Source organism: Clostridium sp. CTA-5 (genome assembly GCF_054768135.1).
Genome location: NZ_BAAAAT010000001.1, coordinates 718825 through 741326 on the forward strand (window position 1 = coordinate 718825; position 22502 = coordinate 741326).

The 22502-nt window shown below is 24.5% G+C and carries 20 protein-coding genes; 17 read left to right on the forward strand and 3 right to left on the reverse strand.

The genetic code is table 11. The features are described 5' to 3' along the window. Positions 1-101 precede the first annotated feature (101 nt). The 11 genes from ACYUET_RS03345 to ACYUET_RS03395 all read left to right on the forward strand — a co-directional run bounded on the left by ACYUET_RS03345 (position 102) and on the right by ACYUET_RS03395 (position 13562). Entirely contained in the window at positions 102-779 is a 678-nt protein-coding gene (locus ACYUET_RS03345; RefSeq protein WP_460277827.1) for a GTP pyrophosphokinase, read from the forward strand. A gap of 166 nt (positions 780-945) precedes the next feature. Further along, positions 946-1935 carry a UDP-glucose 4-epimerase GalE gene (gene galE, locus ACYUET_RS03350; protein WP_460277828.1) on the forward strand — a complete coding sequence of 330 codons (990 nt, stop codon included), beginning with the start codon at positions 946-948 and terminating at the stop codon, positions 1933-1935. Positions 1936-2306: 371 nt separating this feature from the next. Beyond that, the gene (locus ACYUET_RS03355; protein ID WP_460277829.1) at positions 2307-2816 is read left to right on the forward strand and encodes a QueT transporter family protein; all 510 of its coding nucleotides are present in this window, start codon (positions 2307-2309) and stop codon (positions 2814-2816) included. 400 nt (positions 2817-3216) lie between these two features. Then, entirely contained in the window at positions 3217-3723 is a 507-nt protein-coding gene (locus ACYUET_RS03360; RefSeq protein ID WP_460277830.1) for a hypothetical protein, read from the forward strand. A 367-nt stretch (positions 3724-4090) separates the two neighbouring features. Then, a complete protein-coding gene (gene wsfD / locus ACYUET_RS03365) occupies positions 4091-5554 on the forward strand; it encodes a glycan biosynthesis hexose transferase WsfD (protein WP_460277831.1) in 1464 nt (487 codons plus the stop codon). Positions 5555-5556: 2 nt separating this feature from the next. Beyond that, positions 5557-6411: a GGDEF domain-containing protein gene (locus ACYUET_RS03370; RefSeq protein ID WP_460277832.1), complete on the forward strand. Its 855-nt coding sequence runs from the start codon at positions 5557-5559 to the stop codon at positions 6409-6411. Continuing rightward, the gene (locus tag ACYUET_RS03375) at positions 6395-7768 is read left to right on the forward strand and encodes a DUF2334 domain-containing protein (protein ID WP_460277833.1); all 1374 of its coding nucleotides are present in this window, start codon (positions 6395-6397) and stop codon (positions 7766-7768) included. Before ACYUET_RS03370 ends, ACYUET_RS03375 begins: the two co-directional genes overlap by 17 nt. 11 nt (positions 7769-7779) lie before the next feature. After that, positions 7780-9030 (forward strand): glycosyltransferase family 2 protein, encoded by a 1251-nt coding sequence (locus ACYUET_RS03380; RefSeq protein WP_460277834.1) that lies wholly within the window; start codon positions 7780-7782, stop codon positions 9028-9030. 15 nt (positions 9031-9045) lie between these two features. Further along, positions 9046-11274 (forward strand): cellulose biosynthesis cyclic di-GMP-binding regulatory protein BcsB, encoded by a 2229-nt coding sequence (locus tag ACYUET_RS03385; protein WP_460277835.1) that lies wholly within the window; start codon positions 9046-9048, stop codon positions 11272-11274. 645 nt (positions 11275-11919) lie between these two features. Then, complete coding sequence (locus ACYUET_RS03390) at positions 11920-12189, forward strand: ACT domain-containing protein (RefSeq protein ID WP_460277836.1); 270 nt, start codon at positions 11920-11922, stop codon at positions 12187-12189. A gap of 17 nt (positions 12190-12206) precedes the next feature. Beyond that, entirely contained in the window at positions 12207-13562 is a 1356-nt protein-coding gene (locus ACYUET_RS03395; RefSeq protein ID WP_460277837.1) for a DUF711 family protein, read from the forward strand. Positions 13563-13899: 337 nt separating this feature from the next. Here ACYUET_RS03395 and ACYUET_RS03400 read toward each other — a convergent pair whose 3' ends face one another. Continuing rightward, positions 13900-14274 carry a hypothetical protein gene (locus tag ACYUET_RS03400; protein WP_460277838.1) on the reverse strand — a complete coding sequence of 125 codons (375 nt, stop codon included), beginning with the start codon at positions 14272-14274 and terminating at the stop codon, positions 13900-13902. 33 nt (positions 14275-14307) lie between these two features. After that, positions 14308-14922, reverse strand: coding sequence for a hypothetical protein (locus ACYUET_RS03405; protein ID WP_460277839.1), 615 nt, complete (start codon positions 14920-14922; stop codon positions 14308-14310). Between the two features lie 531 nt (positions 14923-15453). On the opposite strand from ACYUET_RS03405, the gene ACYUET_RS03410 reads away from it, so the two are divergent. Further along, positions 15454-17442, forward strand: a complete 1989-nt coding sequence (locus ACYUET_RS03410) for a YgiQ family radical SAM protein (protein ID WP_460277840.1) — start codon at positions 15454-15456, stop codon at positions 17440-17442. Between the two features lie 355 nt (positions 17443-17797). Further along, positions 17798-19804, forward strand: a complete 2007-nt coding sequence (locus ACYUET_RS03415) for a methyl-accepting chemotaxis protein (RefSeq protein ID WP_460277841.1) — start codon at positions 17798-17800, stop codon at positions 19802-19804. A gap of 149 nt (positions 19805-19953) precedes the next feature. On the opposite strand, the gene ACYUET_RS03420 is transcribed toward ACYUET_RS03415, so the two are convergent. Beyond that, positions 19954-20160 (reverse strand): heavy-metal-associated domain-containing protein, encoded by a 207-nt coding sequence (locus ACYUET_RS03420; protein ID WP_460277842.1) that lies wholly within the window; start codon positions 20158-20160, stop codon positions 19954-19956. A gap of 205 nt (positions 20161-20365) precedes the next feature. On the opposite strand from ACYUET_RS03420, the gene ACYUET_RS03425 reads away from it, so the two are divergent. The 4 genes from ACYUET_RS03425 (at position 20366) to ACYUET_RS03440 (ending at position 22457) form a co-directional block, all read left to right on the forward strand. Next, complete coding sequence (locus tag ACYUET_RS03425; protein WP_460277843.1) at positions 20366-20545, forward strand: (2Fe-2S)-binding protein; 180 nt, start codon at positions 20366-20368, stop codon at positions 20543-20545. Positions 20546-20870: 325 nt separating this feature from the next. Further along, the gene (locus ACYUET_RS03430) at positions 20871-21008 is read left to right on the forward strand and encodes a hypothetical protein (RefSeq protein ID WP_460277844.1); all 138 of its coding nucleotides are present in this window, start codon (positions 20871-20873) and stop codon (positions 21006-21008) included. A 102-nt stretch (positions 21009-21110) separates the two neighbouring features. Continuing rightward, a complete protein-coding gene (locus tag ACYUET_RS03435; RefSeq protein ID WP_460277845.1) occupies positions 21111-21398 on the forward strand; it encodes a hypothetical protein in 288 nt (95 codons plus the stop codon). Positions 21399-21701: 303 nt separating this feature from the next. Next, entirely contained in the window at positions 21702-22457 is a 756-nt protein-coding gene (locus tag ACYUET_RS03440) for an exodeoxyribonuclease III (RefSeq protein WP_460277846.1), read from the forward strand. The last annotated feature ends 45 nt before the right edge of the window (positions 22458-22502 follow it).

The window sequence follows — 22502 nt, forward strand, 5'->3', positions numbered from 1 at the left end:
TTGAATAAAAATAATGACAAGCTATTGATTTTTATAATGTATATGTTAACATAGCAATTGGAGAAAGAATTGGAAAAACTACCGTTTGTGAAGGTGATATGATGAGCGAAGTAAGAGATAGTGACAAAATATTTTTTGATGGTGAGCACATAAGTATACCTACAGAAAATATTGAGGAAAAATTGGATGAAGTACAAGAAATTTTAATGATTTATAGTTCTGCAATAAAAGAAATTAAGACTAAACTTGATATTTTGGATTATGAATTTAAAACTAGAAGAAAAAGAAATCCTATAGAATATATGAAGTCTAGAGTTAAATCTCCAAAAAGTATATTAGAAAAACTTAGACGTATGGAACTTGATGTAAATATTAAATCAGCAAGAGACAATTTAAATGATATAGCAGGAGTAAGAGTAGTGTGCTCATTTGTTAGTGATATATATGAACTTGCAGATATGTTAAAAGGTCAAGATGATATTAAACTTATTCAAGAAAAAGATTATATTAAAAATCCAAAACCGAATGGTTATAGAAGTTTACATTTAGTTTTAGAGGTACCTATATATTTTTCAGACCATGTAGAATATGTTAAAGTAGAAGTTCAAATAAGAACTATTGCAATGGATTTTTGGGCAAGCCTAGAACATAAATTGTATTACAAAAAAGGTGAAATAACACCTAAACATATAAGGGAAGATCTTAAAGAATGTGCAGACGTTATAGCTGCAACAGATTTAAAAATGCAAGAAATACAAAAAGAAGTAGAAAAATTATAATTTATTTAAAATATAGTGTAAAATAAATTAAAAATATCTTAACATTATTTGAACTAAAAAATATATGGTATAATTATACTTGGTTTCAAAACTTATATAATTAATGAAACTTATAAAAGATAAAAATATAAAATTATAGATAAAGTAAAAGAAATGAGGTTTTTTTATGAGTATTTTAGTTTTAGGTGGTGCAGGATATATAGGATCTCATGCAGTAAGCCAATTAATTGATAAAGAATATGATGTTGTAGTTGTAGATAATTTATTAACTGGACATGAAGATGCTATTAATAAAAAAGCAAGATTTTATAAAGGAGATATAAGAGATATCGAATTTTTAAGAGATGTTTTTAGAAGAGAAAAGTTTGAAGCGGTTATTCATTTTGCTGCAAATTCTTTAGTTGGAGAATCTATGACAGAACCAATTAAGTATTTTAATAATAATGTATATGGAACACAAATATTACTTCAAGTTATGAATGAATTTGATGTTAAAAATATAGTATTTTCATCAACAGCAGCAACTTATGGAGAACCTAAAAAAGTTCCAATAACTGAAGATATGGAAACTTGTCCAACAAATCCATATGGTGAAACAAAGCTTACTATGGAGAAAATAATGAAGTGGTGTGATAAAGCATATGGAACAAAATATGTATCGCTTCGTTACTTTAATGTTGCAGGGGCAATAGAAGGTGGATATATTGGAGAAGATCATAATCCTGAAACACACTTAATTCCAATAGTACTTCAAGTAGCATTAGGGAAAAGAGAGTTTATAACTATATATGGTGATGATTATGATACTGAAGATGGTACATGTGTAAGAGATTATATACATGTTGAAGATTTAATTGAAGCTCATATTTTAGCTATGAAGTATTTAATAGCTGGTGGAGAAAGCAATATTTTTAATTTGGGAAGTAGTCAAGGATTTTCAGTAAAAGAAATAATAGAAGCAGCAAGAAAAGTAACAAATCATCCTATTCCAGCTAAGATTGGAGAAAGAAGAGCGGGAGATCCAAGTAAATTAGTTGCATCATCAGATAAAGCTAGAAAAGTATTAGGTTGGAATCCAACTAGGACTAATATAACTAAAATAATAGAAGATGCATGGATGTGGCATAAAAATAATAAAGATGGATATGAAAAATAACATATCTTGCAATTAATAGCAATGTTTGATATAATTTTAACGGATTAAATTTAATATAGTCAGTTCGAAAGCCTCCTGACTTTAAATAAAACTACGGTTAATAAATAATAAATAATCAAGAGTTTTTTATATAAATTTATAAAAACTCTTATGTTTGTTGTGTTTTATTATCGTAGGATTTTTATCCTACGATTTTTTTCTTTAGGGAATTATAAAGAATCATATCAAAATATAGTTTGAGATAAAAAATATATAACCTAATGAATAAAAAAGAAAGTATATTTACATATACTTGAAACATAGTTTTGTTTATTTAAAGTAGTGTTTTTGAGAAAACTGATTGTAATGAATAATTTTAGGAGGAATTTTTAATGAAAAATGATAAAACAACAAAAAGACTGGTTAGAACAGCAATTATAGCAGCACTTTACGCAACATTAACTATTGCTTTAGCACCTATAAGCTATGGAAGTTTGCAATTTAGAATATCTGAAATTATGGTACTATTAGCATTTTTTGATCCTTTTTACATTGTGGGCCTTACACTTGGATGTTTTATTTCTAATATACTAGGACCTAATGGAATGCTTGACGTTATATTTGGAACTTTAGCAACATTTATTAGTGTTATATCAGTTTCTTTAACATCTGTATATATTAAAAATAATAAAATTTCATTAATTATAGCATCATTATGGCCAACTATATTTAATGGTTTAATTATAGGTTTTATGCTTAATCATCTATTTCAAATCCCATTACTGTTATCAATAGGAGAAGTAGCGATAGGAGAATTCGTTGTTGTAACTATATTAGGTATACCAGTATTTAAGTTAATAAACAATAAATATAAAAGTTTATTAGTGGTACAGGAAGCTTAATAAAAGAAAACTAGAATAATATATTCGTTGAGTAAATTCGAAAAATAAAATATAAAATGTCCTTTGGGGAAGTTCCAAAAATCAGATATAAAATTTCAATTATTACCTTTTAACTCTCACTTAAGAGCTATTTTTATTATCAAAATATATGAGAATTGAGTATTATAAATTGAGAAAGATATATAAGTCCCAATAAAGTTTGTTCATTAATATAAATCTTATAATATTTATAAATGTATTAACTTAATTAGAATATATATATATTAAAACATATTACTACTATTTGTTTTAGAAAAAATAAATAGTAGTAATAAAAAAATGTATAATACAAACAATAATAAAGAAGAAATAATAAATAATCAATTTATAAAACGTAATATACTTATATTGAGGTGATTATATGAATTTGTTAACTAAAAAAAGATTTAATAATATTAAACGGGAATTTATTAGTGGAGATTATGATTTACAAACAATAAGATGGTTAGTTGCTGAAATTAGAAATACAATATGGGATATTGATAAAGAAGAATTTGAAAAATTAATTAATATACCAATAAGTATATTAAAACAAGATGTATGTATTGAAGATTATGAATTGTGGCAAAAAGAAAATAAAAATTATCTTTTAAAAAATTTATCTAATTTTAAAGAAAAATATTTTTTAGATTTAAAAGCTAAAATATATCAAGAAAAATATTCTATTAAAGATATGCTAGAAACACTAGAATATATTAATGAAAATTTTAATGAATTAAAAGAAAAGTATCATGGAGAAATAGAAATACCTTTAAGAAATATAGAAATAGTTTTTAAAAACTTAAAGCTATTAAAAGAGGAAGAATTAATTTTAAATAAAGAATTATTTGTTCAACGTATAGAATATATATTGAGAGAAGTTTCGTAATATTATCAAATGGGGGTGTATTATAGAATGGTTTATCATTCTGATGCACTCTTTTTTATTATTATAAAAATCAGAATTAAAGTTATATAAAATTAATTTTAGATAATAATATACATAAAATAGCATTATTATAACACACTCAAAACTATTAAAGAAAATATTATTTAAAACGTATACAGGCGGCATTTGAAAAAATAATAGACCAGTATTCTAGCCTGTTTTGAGTGATACTGAGTCAGCAAATTTAGTTAATAGCGTCTTATTAACTGAACTTGATTCCTTGTCTGACACAGAATATACAACGCTTCTCGGGTCTATTATTTTACTTCATGTGTCTAATGTATTTTCAAAGAAGGTGTAAAATATAGTGAAAAAACGTATATTACATAATAAATTAATGAATATAAATTTTCCTATTTTAGCATTAGTATTAGTTTTAATTATAGGAATTTTAACACTATTTATAAATCCTATCATAGGTATGGCTGATAATGGAGATTTTTATAGAATTATAAATCAAAATGGTTTGTATAATTTAAATAAAAATGATAATGAAATATATTTAGGATATTTTATAAAAAATTATGGTATATATAAGTACAATAATGATTATGAAAATTTATTAACATCAACTCAATCAATATTTATAAAAATGGCAATTTTTTTAGATAAAATTTTTACTAGAAATTATATTTTTGATATTAGATTTATGTCAGCTATATTTTTAATAATTGAATCGATAGCAGTTTATTTATTAGTAAAAACATTAGTTAATAAGTTAGGTAATCCTAAAGATAAATTAATTATTACATTAGTTGTAATTTTAATATTTTGTGATACAGGATATATGTCATATTATAATTCTTTTTATGGTGAAGGCGTAAATATATGTTGTTTTTTATTAAGTATAGGACTTCTTATGTATATGATAGAATTTAATAAATTTACTTGGTATAATATAATATTTTTTGCTATTTCATCATTTTTATTTTTTGGAGCTAAACAACAATTAGCCCCTATGGGCATATTAATATCATTTATATTTATTATAATAGCAAGTTATAAAAATAATACTGGAATAAAAATATTAAGTGTTACTTTATCAGCTATATTTATAATAAGTTCTGTTATGTTTTATCGAAAGATTACTGGGGATTTTAAATATATAAATAATTACCATTCAATGAATAGAGGAATTTTATTAAATGAAGATAATGCGGAAGATATTTTAAAAAGATTTAATATAAATCCACAATATTCTTTATTAAAAGAAACTAATTTTTTTGAAGAGATAAGGTTAATAAATCCATATGATGAGTTTTTAACAGATGATTATTATAACAAATTTTCATTAGATAAAGTTTTAACATATTATATAACTAATCCAAAAGCATTCTTTAAAATGTTACAATTTGGATTTAACAATTCATATTCAATTAGACCTCAAGTTATTGGAAATTATGAAAAATCCCAAAATAAAGCTTTTGGAGAAAAATCTTATTTTTTTGCATTTTGGAGTACATTTAAAGAAAAATTTATACCTAAAAATATATTAGTTACGATTACTACAATAAGTATTTACTTATATATTTCTATATCAAGACTCATAAAAGGACGGAAAGCTAATAATAAAAAGTTAGTTTTTAAAGAAGAAGCTTATTTTTATATATTTTTAACAGGTTTATCTCAAATAATTATTTCAGTCATAGGGGCTGGAGATGCAGATTTAGCAAAACATGTATTTATGTATAATATGGCTTTTGATTTGATTTTTATATATATGTTTAGTTTGTTTTTGGAAAATAAAACAGAGAGTCATAAGGTGGTTTAAAAATGAATGAAGTAAATGTAAGAAAAAAAGTGGATTTTTTAATAACAATTTTAATAGCATATTTTTTTATAATTTGTATTAGTTTTAAGGTATTTCAAATCAATGAGAGTTCTGAAAATTATATTATGCTTACAGTTGTAATGATAATTGCAGTAATAAGTTATTATGTTAATGTTACACTTTCACTAATATTTACATTAATAATTGATTTTATTTATATGAGTTTTAAGCTATATTTAAGTGTTTCAAGCAATATTACCATTGAATTTATCACATATTATTGGGTTATAATAATTCCCATTACAGCGTTAATAGTTTCATTGCTTTCAAGAAACATATTATTATTACAAGATAAAGCGCAAACTTTAGAAGAAGAAAATTCAAGACTTGTAATGATTGATCAATATACAGGAATAAGAAACTATAGAGCTTTGATGACAGAATTACCGATTTATATAAATATAAGCAAGAGATATAAATTACCTTTAACATTGATTATGGTTAAAATTAAATTTGCAGATAAATTAAAAAGAATTTTAGGTAGAAAAGGATATATGGAATTAATGGTTAAGGCATGTAATGTTCTTACTAAGGGATTAAGAGAAGAAGATGTTAAATATATAATAAATGAAAGCACATTAGTTTTTATAACAATTACTGATGAAAATGGAGCTAAAATTGTTAAGAATAGATTTAGAGAAAATATAAATCAAATGGAATTTGTAGATTATTCATTATATAAGAATATAAAATTAGATATTCAGATAGGTTCATATACATTAAATGAATCTGTTACTGATTCTATGACATTATTGAGACTTGTAGAGAGGGAAGTTGAATATGATATACAAGAATAATCTATTAAAATGTACAGTACTGATTTTAACATTAGTTTTTATATCAATAAATAGTTTATGTTTTACAAATTTAGTTTATAGTGATGAATATAAAGGTAAAATATTAATTTTGTATGATTCATACAAGCAATATGGAAAGAAAGAAAATGTTTTGAATGATATAACTAAAATGGCCTTATCTACTGGTATGGAAGTTGATATTATTAAATTAAATGCTTATAGAGGAAAAGACTTATCAGAGTATGAAGGAATATTTATTTTACGTTCAACTAAAAACAATCTTAATAATTCTATAAAGAACAATTTATACAATTATAATAAACAAATTTTTTGGTTTGGAGAAAATTCAGAAATTAATTTCTTTAAAAATAACAGTATAAAATATATAGATAATTTAGAGTTTAGTGAAGAGAACTATAGAACACTATATAATTTAATTTATAATTCTTTTAAAGAAGAAGATTATTCCAAAAACAAAATGTATTTTTGCTTAGATGAAGTTACTCCTTTTAATGATTTAAACGTTTTAATAGAGGAAATAAATTATTTGAAGGAATGGGGGATACCATTCTTCATACAAGTAACTCCAGTATTTAAAAATAAAAAACTACCTGCTATGAATAGATTTGTGGAGGTTTTAAGATATGCACAGGTAAATGGAGGGGAAATTATTTTAACTATTCCATATTTAGATAAACAGAATATTGAAGGAAATATAATAACAAAAAAGATTGAAGAGGGATTTTTAACTTATATAGACTATTTGGTTTATCCAATAGCATTTAGTGTACATGATTATTGGTTATATAGAGAAGATTTAAAACCGTTATTAGAAAGTAGTAATACATTATTATTATCTTCAAGTAGTGATTTAAAAGTTTTAGATTTTGATAGCTATTCAATTTCAGATTATAAAAATATAATTCAAAAAGTTAGTTTTGATAATGATAAAAATGTATTTTTAAATGAATCAAGTAACAATGTAGCAATAAGTGTAAGTAGTAGATTGTCATTTGATGATTTTAAAAAAAGTGTAAGTATGTTAAAAAATAAGAATATAGATTTTAAAAGTACATATAGTATAAACAGTAATATAAAGATTGAAAATATAAGTATTACAAGTAATCAACAAGGAATGTTTTTAAATAATAAAAATGTTACGCAATCACGTTTTATTAGTAATAAAGAATACATATATGATATATTTGGAGAACAAAATGAAAATACTAATAAAACAAATATAAATTTAAGCTTAACTAATAAGATATTAGAAATAATTACATTTATTGTAGCAATAACTTTTATGATAATTGTTTTAATTAGTATCAAAATTGATAAGAGAAAATTCTTCAAGTAGGAGAAAGAAACATGAACGTATTTGATTATATGGCAATATATTCACTTATTGTAATATGGATAATAATTTTTATAAATATTATTTTAGTTATAGCTGGATATGTTTATTATTCTAAAATACATAATAAATATATGAAGGAAAAATTAAGCTATTATCCATTTGTATCTATTATGGTGCCTGCACATAATGAAGCTATTGTTATAAGAAAAACAGTAGAATCATTATTACATTTAGATTATCCTCATGATAAATATGAAATTATAATAATAAATGATAATTCAAGTGATAATTCAGCTGAAATTTTACAAAATATTAAAGAGAGTGTTCCAGATAGAAATTTGATAATAATAAATACAGATAATATAGTTGGAGGAAAAGGAAAATCCAATGCTCTTAATATTGGTCTTAGTAAAAGTAAGGGGGAGATACTAGCAATTTATGATGCTGATAATACTCCTGATTCTAAAGCAGTAAAGTATTTAGTAGAAACATTACTAGAAGATGAAAGCTTAGGTGCAGTTATTGGTAAATTTAGATGTAGAAATAAAAATAGAAACTTATTAACTAGTTTTATAAATATAGAAACACTAACATATCAATGGATGGCACAAGCAGGAAGATGGAATTTATTTAATTTATGTACTATTCCAGGAACTAACTTTGTTGTTAGAAGAAATATAATGGAAAGTATGGGAGGCTGGGATACAAAGGCAATAACAGAAGATACAGAAGTAAGTTTTAGAATTTATATGATGGGATATAAAATAAAATTTATGCCTCTTGCAGTGACATATGAACAAGAACCAGAAACATTAAATGTATGGTTTAAGCAAAGAAATAGATGGGCAAAAGGAAATACTTATGTTGTTATTAAAAATTTTAAATATTTATTTAAGAATGGTTTTGGTGTTACAAAGTTTGATATTTTATATTACACGATGATTTATTTCTTTTTTTTATCAGCTAGTGTTATCTCTGATGGGCTATTTATATTAGGTATTGGACAAATAATTCATATAAATATTAGCGGATATGGCTTTATATTATGGATTATGGCATATCTAGTATTTAATCTTTCTATAATGATAGCAATATCTACAGAAAAAGGAGAGTTGAATTTTAAAAACATATTTGTTATATCAATAATGTATTTTACTTACTGTAAATTATGGGCTATTGTTGCAGTAATGGGATTTTACAATTATATAAAAGATTTAGTATTAAAAAAAGAAACAAAGTGGTATAAGACTGAAAGGTTCTAATGAGGTGATATTAAAATGAGTAATCAAGGAAAAAGTACATATAAAATAAAACTTGTTTTAATTTTATTGATTATAGTTATTATAAACATTATACCTTTAAGAATAAAAGCAGACACTATTAAAAATTCAGATAATATAGAAAAAGAACTTAATATTAAAACGTATAATCTTGGTAATGATGTATCTTTTAAAGGGGTATTTTCAAGTCATAATTGGTATTTTAAGATTAATAAATGGTGGAATATAAATTCAGTCTATGCAGAAATTAAGCTTTCAGTAAATCAATTATTGGATAAAGATAGAGACGCATACATAGTAATTTCAGCTAATAATAGTCCATTTTATTCTCAAAAAATATATTATGATGACAAAAATGAAATTCAAAATATTAAAGTTAATATTCCTAAAGATATGATTGTTTATGGAAGCAATGAATTAAAGGTTGAGAGTTATTCAAGAATTTCAGATTTACCATGTGTCGATGATGTTAATACAGCTAATTGGATTACCATAAAAGGAGATTCTAATATAAGTGTAAATTTTAATAATATTATATCAGATAATAAAATATCTAATTTTCCATATCCTTATTTAAAAGACAATAATGAAGATAGTTCATCTACGTGTATAGTTATACCTAATGAATATACTGATGGGGAACTAAGTGCTGCATTACTTTTAAACTCTTATTTTGGGAAAATATATGACAATGGTGACTTTAATGGGAAGATATATAAGTATAATGATTTTATTAATGAGGGAATATATAATGGAGTTTATATTGGAAATTATGATAATATTCCAAAAGAAATAAGTTTATCAAGTGATGATAAAGATAGTTGTACCATAAAAGTCTTAAATTCACCATATACTAATAAGCAAAATATGAAGATGTTATTAGTAATATGTAATAATAATGATAATCTTACAAAGGGTATTAAAACTCTTATGAATAAAGAGTTAATTTATCAATTAAATAATGATTTTTTTATAGTTAATAAAAGTTTAGAAGAACAAGATAAGATTTTAGACGAAAGTGAAAAAATAACCTTTAAAGATATGGGTGTTAATGAAATTAATTTAAAAGGAGAGTTTAGAAGAAGTGCTACTTTAAATTATAGTTTACCTAAAAATAGAAAATTAAGTTCGGGTGATAAAGTGAAAATCTTTATGAGGTATTCTCAAAACCTAGATTTTGATAGGGCTCTAGTGACAATTTATATAAATGAAACACCTATAGGGAGTAAAAAACTTGAAAAAGAAAAATGTAATAATGATGAATTGGAATTAATTATACCAGACGATATTAAAGAAAGTAATTATATGAATTTAAAAATAGCTTTCGATTTAGAAATGTTTAATTCATATTGTGAAAAAAGACAAGGTGAAATACCATGGGCATTAGTGAATGGTGATTCTTATTTATATACAGGATTAAATAATATTACAAACTATTACTTTTCTACTTATGGTACTCCATTTATTAAAGATAGAATGTATAATGATGCATTAATAATATTACCAGATAATCTAACATCTGAAGACTTAACTGAAATAGGAAAAGTTTTTAGTTATTTAGGAAAAGATGTACATTATAATAATGGGAATTTAAAAGCTATAAGAAATTCAAATTTAAAAGGTGAAGAAAAAGAAAACAATATAATAATTTATGGAACACCTGAAAATAATATAATTATAAAAAATTTAAATAATTATTTATGGTTTAAATTTAACGATACATACTCAAAATTTTTATCAAATGAAAAATTAGTTTTAACTGATCCATTCTCAAGTAAGATTTCGATATTTCAATTAGATGTATCTCCATATAATTCTCAAAAAGCTATGCTTATGATAACTTCTCCAAATGAAAAAATATTGAGAGATTCGTTACAATACTTAAGTTCAGCGAGTAAAATTTATGAATTGAATGGAGATTCTGTAGTAATAGATGAATATGGTAATATAAAAACATATAAGATAAAAAAAGATATTGAGGCACCAACTTATAGTAAGGTAGCTTTATTAAAAGATAAAGATAAAGGTATTTTGATCATTATGGTATTATTTTTAATATTTGGAGTAATATCCGGTATTCTATATTATTTAAAATACAAATCTTTATCAAAAGGCAAACGACTAGTACAAAATAAAAACAATTTAAATAAAAGAATTATTTTTGAAAATACAAATTCTTATGAAAAAGATGATATAGAAAAAAATACAAGAGATCATTTCAATTAATAATACATAACTTCCAATAAAGTTTGTTCATTAATATAAATCTTAAAATATTTATAAATGATACTACTTACTATATATAGTGAGGAACTTATATAGAAAATTTATGCTATATATGATTCTAACTAGATATTGTTAATTAAAGATATAAAGATATAATTTTATATAAAAATTATATAAAAGATTATAAATGTAATAACTTAATTAGAACATATATATTATAAAGACAAAGAGAAAATAAATAATAAAAGATAATTTAAATTTAGAAGAAAAAATATAAATGAATATAAAAATAACACGAAAAAGAAGGAAAAAATAAATTGAAATGTTCATATTAAATTGACAAACACTGTTATAAATTATAGAATTAAAGTATTATTTTAGGAAATTTATAAATTAAACTTGGTTGTATTTTAAAACAGTTTTGATATTGTAGCATAAGAACGAAAATTCTTGTTTCAAGCATTTTATTGAATAGATAGTATCCTAGAGTTAATAAAGATTATATTTTTTTAGATAACGATTTCTAATCTTAAAATTAGAGAAATACTTTATATAAGGATAAAAGATTTGTTTATATTACAATATTGATATAACTTAAAATATAACTTTAAAATTAATATTAAATTATGAATGGAGAAGATAAGCATGAAAGCAATATTAACAGTAATTGGGGAAGACAAAGTAGGTATAATTTCTGGGGTTAGCACAACGTTAAAAGAATTTGATATTAACATATTAGATGTTAATCAAACTATAATGCAAGGATTTTTTACAATGATGATGATATTAGATTGTGAAAAAATGAATGCACAATTTGAAGAAGTGCACAAAGCATTAAGTTTAAAAGGAACTGAACTAGGTGTAGAAGTTAAGATTCAAAGAGAAGAAATCTTTAAATCAATGCATTCATTATAATTTTTGGGGGAAAACGTATGAATACTAATAAAATACTTGAAACAATAAAGATGATTGAAGAAGAAAAATTAGATGTAAGAACTATAACAATGGGAATTTCATTGTTAGATTGTATAGATCCTGATGGAGAAAAAGCTAGAATTAAAATATATGATAAAATTACAAAATCAGCAGAACATTTAGTAGAAGTAGGAAGACAAATAGAAGCAGAATTTGGAATTCCTATTGTTAATAAGAGAGTATCAATAACACCAATGTCTATAATTGCAGGAGCAAGTGGAGATACAAGTTATGTAAAATTTGCTCAAACTTTAGATAGAGCAGCACAAACATTAGGTATAGATTTTTTAGGTGGTTTTTCAGCTTTAGTACAAAAAGGATGTACAAAGGGAGATAAAATTTTAATTAGTTCAATTCCTGAAGCATTAGCTACTACAAAAAAGGTGTGTGCATCTGTTAATGTTGGATGCACTAAATCTGGTATAAATATGAATGCTGTTAGAGATATGGGAGAAATTATAAAACAAACTGCAGAATTAACTAAAGATGCTAAAGGATTTGGATGTGCTAAGTTAGTTGTATTTGCAAATGCAGTTGAAGATAATCCATTTATGGCGGGTGCTTTTCATGGTGTTGGAGAAGCGGAAAGGATTATAAATGTTGGAGTAAGTGGTCCTGGGGTTGTTAAAAGAGCTCTTGAAAAAGTTAGAGGAGAATCTTTTGATGTTGTAGCTGAAACAATTAAAAAGACTGCTTTTAAAATAACTAGAATGGGAGAGTTGGTAGCTAGAGAAGCATCAAAAAGGTTAGATGTACCTTTTGGTATAGTAGATTTATCTCTTGCTCCAACACCAGCAGTTGGAGATTCAGTTGCAGAAATTTTAGAAGAAATAGGTCTTGAAACAGTAGGAACTCATGGTACAATAGCAGCTTTAGCAATGCTTAATGATGCAGTTAAAAAAGGTGGAGTAATGGCTTGTAGTCATGTTGGAGGATTGAGTGGAGCATTCATACCAGTTTCAGAAGATGCAGGAATGATCGATGCTGTTCTTAAAGGTTCATTAAACTTAGAAAAATTAGAAGGAATGACATGTGTATGTTCTGTTGGTCTTGATATGATTGCAATTCCAGGGGATACTCCAGCTTCAACGATTTCAGCTATGATTGCAGATGAAGCAGCAATTGGTGTTATAAATAATAAGACCACGGCAGTAAGAATTATTCCAGCTCCAGGATGTAAAGTAGGAGACATGGTTGAATTTGGTGGACTTTTAGGTACAGCTCCTGTAATGAAAGTAAATAATAATTCATCAGAGTTATTTTCAAAAAGAGGTGGAAGAATTCCTGCTCCAATACATTCATTTAAGAACTAAATTATGTTTTGAAATTGTGTTAATATTGTAGTATAAAGTTCATGGAAAGAGGAATCTACTTTAAAACATATTCTATTATTAAAAGCCAATAATACTATATTAGGGTATTATTGGCTTTCTTAGATTTTATAATTTGATATTTTTAGTTTAAGGTACATTCAAAAAATAATAGACCAGTATGCTCGGCTATTTTGCATCAGCAAATTTAGCTAATAACTTGTTATTAACTGAACTTGTTTCTTTGTTTGACACAGAATATACAACGTTTCTTTAGTCTATTATTTTATTTCATGTGTCTAATTGAAAGTATTAATAATAGATAGGATTATAAGATTGTTTAAATAAAATAAGATATTATTAATATGAATATAGCCCCAAGTATTATAGATATAGAATTAAAATCAAAATTAATATTAAAGGAATCTTTATTTTTCAATAGTTCATTTTCTTTTTCAGTTACTTTTAAATTTGCTGTTCCAACATATTGAGCATTATTAGTTCCAAAAGCTTGCATTGAAAGCCCAAGAGGTTTACCACTTATAGACATTAAAATTACTAATATAATTACAAGTATTCCCTCAACAAAAAGAATATCTTTTAATAAAAAAGTAGTAAAAAGAGAGATTAAATATCCAATAAACATAATAACCAAGCCGCACAGTATTGAAGTAATAATAAAGATAATAAATTTTTTGAGAAAAGTAGAATTCATAAATATGCCCCCTTTTTTATAAATATATTAATTCTATTTTAAAGCGGAATCTTTATCTGAAAATTTACATTTAACTAAATAAACATAATTAAATTCGGTTAAAATTTCAGGATTATCTAAATATTCATTAGTAGAATATATTGACATACTACCAGTATCTTTAAATAGGTATGCTTGAAGAAGTATTTCTTTATCAGTACTAATTTTAACAGGATCTAAAAGTTTAGTGTATCCTTTTGAATATTTTGAATCAATTTCGAATTGATTATTAGTTTTGAAAGAGTAATTAGCTATATTTTCATCATCAGCAAATGAAAAATTCCATTGATAATTATCTGATGTATTAGTATTTATTGATATCTTCCCAGTGGGATTGTTTAATGAAAAACATGAATAATTATTTAAATTTAATTTCTCACCATTATTATATCCTTCAATCCAAATTGATAGGTTTTTTATTTTTTTGTCAATATTAAAATGAAAAATAGCATATTGATCTTGTCCAGAAATAAGTTTAGCAATGGTTTCTTCTTTTTTGTTTAAAGTATAAGGAGACAATTGGTTTGATGAAAAGATTGTATTTTTATTACAAGAAATAAAAATACAGCTAATTAACAAAGAAAGAATTAAAAAAGTTATTTTTCTCATAAGGTTCTCCTTTTATTTTGATAGATACTATTTATAATAAAAATTTACATATATAAAAAATAATAACTATTTTAAATTATAAATAATTTAAAACTTAAGATATTACAAAAATTAAATATAAATATAAGATTTAATAAATATCAAAAGTAGTAGATATATAAGTTTAGTATACCAATAATAGTATATTATTTCCATAAAGTAGAAATAGATATTTATAAGGGTTAAAAGCATTTTTTATTCTTTAGAAAATTATATTATTAAAGAATATAAGAATGACTTTTAGAATATCTTGTTTTAGAGTTATGATAAGTATCCCTAAAGAATAAAAAATAATCATATGCGGCACCATTATTCCTGCACTACGTTTGGAAAAGGTGCATGGCTAAAAAAAATCGACGCGCCACAGTCGCTTAGTGATTTTTTTGTTCTTAATAAAGCTATGGAACGGATAAATCTTGACGGTATTACTTAAAGAATATAAACTAGTATGAGGATTATGAAACTTAAAGATAAGATTAAGTAGGTGAAAGAATGGAAACAACAGAAAAAAAGTTTTTACCAATAAGCAAGAAAGATATGAAAGAAAGAGGTTGGGATGAATTAGATTTTATAATTGTGACAGCCGATGCATATATAGATCATCATAGTTTTGGTACTGCTATTATATCAAGAGTTTTAGAACATGAAGGATATAAAGTAGGAATAATAGCTCAACCTGATTGGAAGACACTTTATGATTTTCAAAGGTTAGGAAGACCTAAATATGCTTTCTTAGTTAATGCAGGAAATATGGACTCAATGGTTAATCATTATACTGTAAGTAAAAAACTTAGAGAAAAGGATTTTTATTCTCCAGGTGGAAAGATGGGATTAAGACCTGATAGATCAACTATAGTTTATTGTAATAAAATAAGAGAAGCGTATAAAGATATTGATATAGTAATTGGTGGAATTGAAGCCAGTCTTAGAAGATTTGCACATTATGATTATTGGAGTGATAAAGTTAGGAAATCTATGCTTATAGATAGTGGAGCAGATTTACTTATATATGGCATGGGAGAAAAGCAAGTTGTTGAAGTTGCTGAAAGCTTGAAAAATGGTGTGAGAGCAAAAGATATTACATATTTAAATGGTACTTGTTATGTCACTGAAACTTTAGATAATTTACAAGACTATATTGAAATACCTTCTTATAAAGATGTGTGTGCGGACAAGAAAAAATATGCTGAAGCAAGTAAAGTTCAATATCTGGAACAAGATCCTGTAAGGGGAAAAATTATTGTACAAAAACATGCTAATAAATATTTAGTTCAAAATAAACCACAGCTTCCACTAAATAGAGAAGAACTAGATGAAGTTTATGATTTGCCTTATATGAAAAACTATCATCCTATTTATGAAGGATTAGGAGGAATTGCAGCAATCGAAGAGGTTAAATTTAGTACAGTAAGTTCAAGGGGATGCTTTGGAAACTGTAATTTTTGTGCTATAACTTTTCATCAAGGAAGGATTGTTCAAAGTAGAAGTAAGGAATCAATATTAAAAGAGGTAGAGGAAATAACTAATCTTCCAGATTTTAAAGGATATATACATGATGTTGGTGGGCCTACAGCTAATTTTAGAAAACCGGCTTGTAGCAATCAATTAGCATTTGGAGCATGTAAGGCAAAAGAATGTTTATACCCATCTCCGTGTAAAAATATGGAGGTAGATCATAGTGAATATTTAGATTTACTAAGATCTATAAGAAAAATTCCTAAAGTTAAAAAAGCATTTGTACGTTCGGGACTTAGATACGATTATATAATGGCTGACAAAGACGATACATTTTTCAAAGAGTTAGTGGAGCATCATGTAAGTGGAAAATTAAAAGTTGCACCAGAACATGTATCTAAAGAAGCTTTAAAGTATATGGGGAAGCCATCAGGAGAAACTTATAATAAATTTACAGAAAAATTTTATAAAATAACTAAAAAGTTAGGTAAAAAGCAATTTATAGTTCCGTACCTTATGTCTAGTCATCCAGGAAGTACATTAAAAAGTGCAATAGAGCTTGCTGAATATTTAAGGGATATAAATTATCAACCAGAACAAGTTCAAGATTTTTATCCTACGCCAGGGACTTTGGCTACTACTATGTATTATACTGGATTAGATCCTTTAACAATGAAAGAAGTATATGTACCAAAAACTAAGCATGAAAAAGCAATGCAAAGAGCACTTCTTCAGTATAAAAATCCTAAGTATTATACATTGGTATATGAAGCATTAACAGAGTCAAATAGGACAGATTTAATTGGAAATGGTCCTAAGTGTCTTATAGTTGATAAATATAATACTAATAAATCACAATATAATAAAAATCAAGGTTTTAGAAACAAATCTTCTAAAAACAATGATAATGCTAATAAAAAGTATGTAAATAAAGATAAGTCTTATGGTAATTTACAAGAGAAAAGTAAAAATAATAAAAAACAAAAAGATAAGTCATTAAAGAACAAAGCAAAAAGGCGAAAATAACTGATATTTATATTAAGATAACTTTATTACATTATATTAAATTTATGTAATAAAGTTATTTTTATATATATAAATATAGAATATAATTATGTATAATATAGTTATAAATACAAAAATAGGTAACCGATTGCATATTGTTAAATAACAGTATAAATTAAAGTTTTAGATTTTTTATTACATGTATTTTAAGAAGTTGATAATTAAAAATTGACGATTAAAAGTTGTTTTGGTTATTTTCTATAAGTTTCTAACTATACTGAGAAGTTATGTTATTTATAAATATTTTAAGATTTATATTAATGAACAAACTTTATTAGAACTTATATATTAGTTATTTTAATTTAAGGGGGTAAATATGAAAAAAAGTAAAAGTATAAAAATGAATTTAATTAAAAATTTATCGTTAGGATTTGTGCTTATATTTGGAATTGCGTTTTTAGGAACTTTTTTAGTGGTTCAAAAGAATTTAACTCAAATAAAAGAAGAGAGCATGATAAGGATTATGAATGATGCGGCAACTATTATTCAACAGAAATTAAATACTAAACTTGTTATGGCGCGTTCAGTAGCAGCTGATAGTATAGTTTCTGATATGAACTTAACATTAGATCAGAAAAGTGAAGTTTTAAATAAATATGTTGGAAGCTTAAATATAAGATCTATAGGAATAGCCACAATTGATGGAAAATTAGTTACAACTGATAATTATTCAGAAAATATATCTAATAGGGATTATTTTAAAAAAGCTATAAATAATGAAACATATATAAGTTCTCCGTCATTTGTTAAAGGAACAAATGAACAAATAATTTTTGTTGCTGTGCCTTTAAAAAATGGACAAGATATAGTAGGTGTTTTGACATGTACATTTGAAAGCAATTTTTTATCAATGGATTTAAACAATTTAAAATATTTTAAAATGACAGGCAATTCTTATATTCTAGACAAAAATGGAACTATAATTGCTTCAGAAAAATTAGAGGATGTACACAATCAAAAAAATATATTAAAAGAATCAAAGGAAAATGAAGGTTTAAAAGAATTAGCATCAATACATCAAAGAATGATTAATGGAGAAACACAAGTAGAAAATTTTAAAGATGGAGAAGAAAAGTATATTGCATACACTCAATTACCTGGAACAGAAGGGTGGTCAATAGCATTAGAAGTAAGCGCTAATGATGTAAACAAAGAAAAAGATGTAATTATAACATTATTTATTATAGTATCAATAGTAGGAATAAGTGTACTTATATGTATAATCTTTGTGATAGGTGAATTACTAGGTAGAAGACTTAAAAAACTAAAGGGAAATATAGAGGTATTATCAAATGGTATATTTAATCAGACAATAGATTCAAAAGAACTTAGTAGAAATGATGAAATTGGAGATATCAATAGATCATTAAGTAAAACTAGAGAATCTATAAGGAATATGATTAAGCAGGTAAAAGATGATGTTATAGTTTTAAATAATCAATCACAATTGTTAGAAAATACTTCTACTCAAATAACATATGGAGCTAAAAATATTTCTCTTGCTATGCATGAATCAGCAAAAGCGAATACAAATCAATCAGGTGAAATATTAAAAATAAATGATGAAATGAGAGAATTTGGAGAAAATATAGATTATATGAATAATCATATTGAAAATGTTGCTGAAATGTCTTCTAACATAGAATCACAATTAGTTAAAAGTAGTGATAATATGTATGAATTAAATAGTTCATTAGATAATTTTGATAGTAGTTTTAATAATTTTAATAATGATATTACTAATATGAATGGTAAAATAGCATCTATTGAAAATATTACTACAACAATTAATTCAATAGCAGAGCAAACTAATCTATTAGCCTTAAATGCGGCTATTGAGGCTGCTAGAGCAGGCGATGCAGGTAAGGGATTTAGTGTTGTTGCAGATGAAATAAGGAAGCTTGCAGAGCAAAGTAAGGAATCAGTAAATGAGATTGGTATAATTGTTAAAAATGTTCTTAATGAATGTAAAAATATTATTTATTCAACTAATGATATGAATTTAGAGGTTTCTAATCAAAAAGATAAAATTAATAATACAATAAAATCATTTAATAGTATTTTAAATCTTTTAAGAGAAGTTACACCTAAAATTCAACAAATATCAGAAATATCTAGTAATAACAATACTAAAAAAGATCATATTTTAGAAGTAATACAATCTGTTACAGCTATATCACAACAATTAGCTGCTAGTACTGAAGAAGTAGATGCAACAGCAGAAGAATTTAATGTATCTAGCAAAGATATTAATACAGTTTCAGAAAGGTTAATAGAACTAATAGAAGAGTTAAATAAAGAAGTAGATAAATTTAGTATATAATAAAAAGCTGCTTTAGTTTGGTATAAAAATCAAGCAAGAGCAGCTTTTATTATATTACCAATAAGAATTTTATTATTGGTATTTTAAAAGTCAGATGTTAAAAATTTATAGACTTAAAGTTAGTTTGAAGAATTATATATAATAAGATTTTAATATTGAATAGTATTTCCTGTACTTTCAATACAGTTTTTAATTTGCTCAGATGTAGCGGGATTATTGTAAGCTACTTCAATACTACTACGTCCAAGATCAACACAAACTTTATTTACCCCTTCAATATTTTCAAGTGCATTTTTTACTTGAGTTTTAATATTTTCATTAGCTAGGCCATTAACAATATAATGATCTCTTTCCATATAAAATATCTCCCTTCATAAAAACTATAAATATAGTATGTTCAAAATCAAAGAATATATTTAAACTTTATTAGATATATAAGTTTTTATTGTAATATTATAATATTGTTTTTATTTAATAGCTGTAATTTTTTATATAGATGTATCAAAATATTAAAAATATGAAATAATAAAATTTATAAAAGTAAATAAAGGAGGAATATATATGAATAAAGATGATGTTATTTGTACATGTTTTAATGTTACTCTTAAAGATGTAGAGGATGCTATAAAAAATGGAGCCAAATCATTTGAGGAAGTCCAAGAGGCTACTAATATTGGTACTGGATGTGGAGCTTGTTTAGAAAATGCAGAAGAGATAGTAAATAACTTATTATCTAAGTAGAATTTTAAAAATAGTATTATAAGAATTTTTATTTTAAAGAGATTATCTCAAAAAGCATCTTTATATATTTGAGGTAATCTCTTTAAATTGTAGTAATGTATATAATATTATTCATATATTTTAGAAAAGATTTATGATTTAAAAATGGATAATTGAAAGTTTATTTGGTAACTTTTTAAGAATATATTGTACAATATTAAAATATGTCTTTGTTTTTAGCATTTAGAATGGTTATAATATAATTTATATTGAATAATTGATACAACAAATAAAATATGGTATAATTTTGAAAAATATATGCGTTATTAAGTAAAGGAATATAAAAATGATAAAAACAGTTATTATATTAGTAGTAATTATAACAATAATTTTTATACTATCATTAAGTAAAACTTTTAGCAGAGCTGATAAAAATGCTGAACGTATTTTTAAAGATTATAAAGATGATAAAGATAATATTTAAAATACTTACAAAAATATAAGAAATTAATTCGTGAATATTAGATAATGTGGAAAAATATTTTAAATTTATATATAATTATTATATAGGAAGGGGATGAAAACTATGAAGGTTGAATTTTGTGTCGCAGAGACTGGAGACATTGTATTTACAAAAGAATCTAAAGATTTACAACATATAATTGGTGTAATTACTCAAATTGGGACAGAAATTAGTCTATCCTTTAGTAAAGATGATTTCATCCATGGATATGTTGAAAATACAATGTATCAAGTCAATGCAGAAGAAAATGATGAAAGTTTGAGAATATATATTTCAAATGATTATAATTTGTACAAAAGTAAAAAAAGAATTTCACCTGAGCACCTTAGTGCAGTAAAATTAAATGATTAATATCATATAATAATAAAAATAAAAGGACTCTAAAAGATTAGAGTTCTTTTATTTTGGGTAATAAATTTTTCCTATAAGTTAATTTTTATGGTATTATATCTATATTGATTATTATATTAATAAGGCACAATCAAAAAAATAACAAGTCCACTTGCTAGCCTATTTTCCATCATGCTGCCTTTTCAAATTGACCTAATGGGCAACACTATGAGGAAAATTCTTATCCTTGCCTGATGAAAAATATACATCGCAACTTTTGATTTGTTATTTATTTTCATGTGCCTAAAGTAAAGGAGATAACCTATGAAGAAGTTAATTTCATGGAATGTGAATGGATTAAGAGCTTGTGTCAAAAAAGGCTTTTTAGATGTTTTAAAAGAAAGTGATGCTGATATATTTTGTATTCAAGAAAGTAAGCTTCAAGAAGGACAAATAGACTTAAAGTTAGATGGATATTATGATTATTGGAATTATGCAGAAAAAAAAGGATATTCAGGTACTGCAATTTTTACTAAAGAAAAGGCTTTAGATGTAAAATTAGGGATTGGAATAGAAGAACATGATAAAGAAGGAAGAGTAATCACATTAGAATATGAAGATTTTTATATGGTTAATGTTTATACTCCAAATTCCCAACAAAAATTAGCTAGAATTGATTATAGAATGAAATGGGAAGAAGCATTTAGAGAATATTTAAAAGAATTAGAAAATAGAAAACCAGTAATATTATGTGGAGATTTAAATGTAGCACATAATGAAATAGATTTAAAGAATCCCAAGAGTAATAGAAATAATGCAGGATTTAGTGATCAAGAACGAGAAAAAATAAGTAAACTTTTAGAGTCAGGATTTATAGATACGTATAGATATTTTTATCCAGATAAAGAAGGGGTATATTCTTGGTGGTCTTATAGATTTAATGCGAGAGAAAATAATGCAGGATGGAGAATAGACTATTTTTTAGTGTCTAAGAAATTAGAAGATAGATTAGTATCTGCAACTATACATACAGAAATAATGGGATCAGATCATTGTCCAGTTGAATTAGTAATTAAATAATAGTTTTAAAGGCAACTAGGAATATACTTTTAACACATAAGAAAA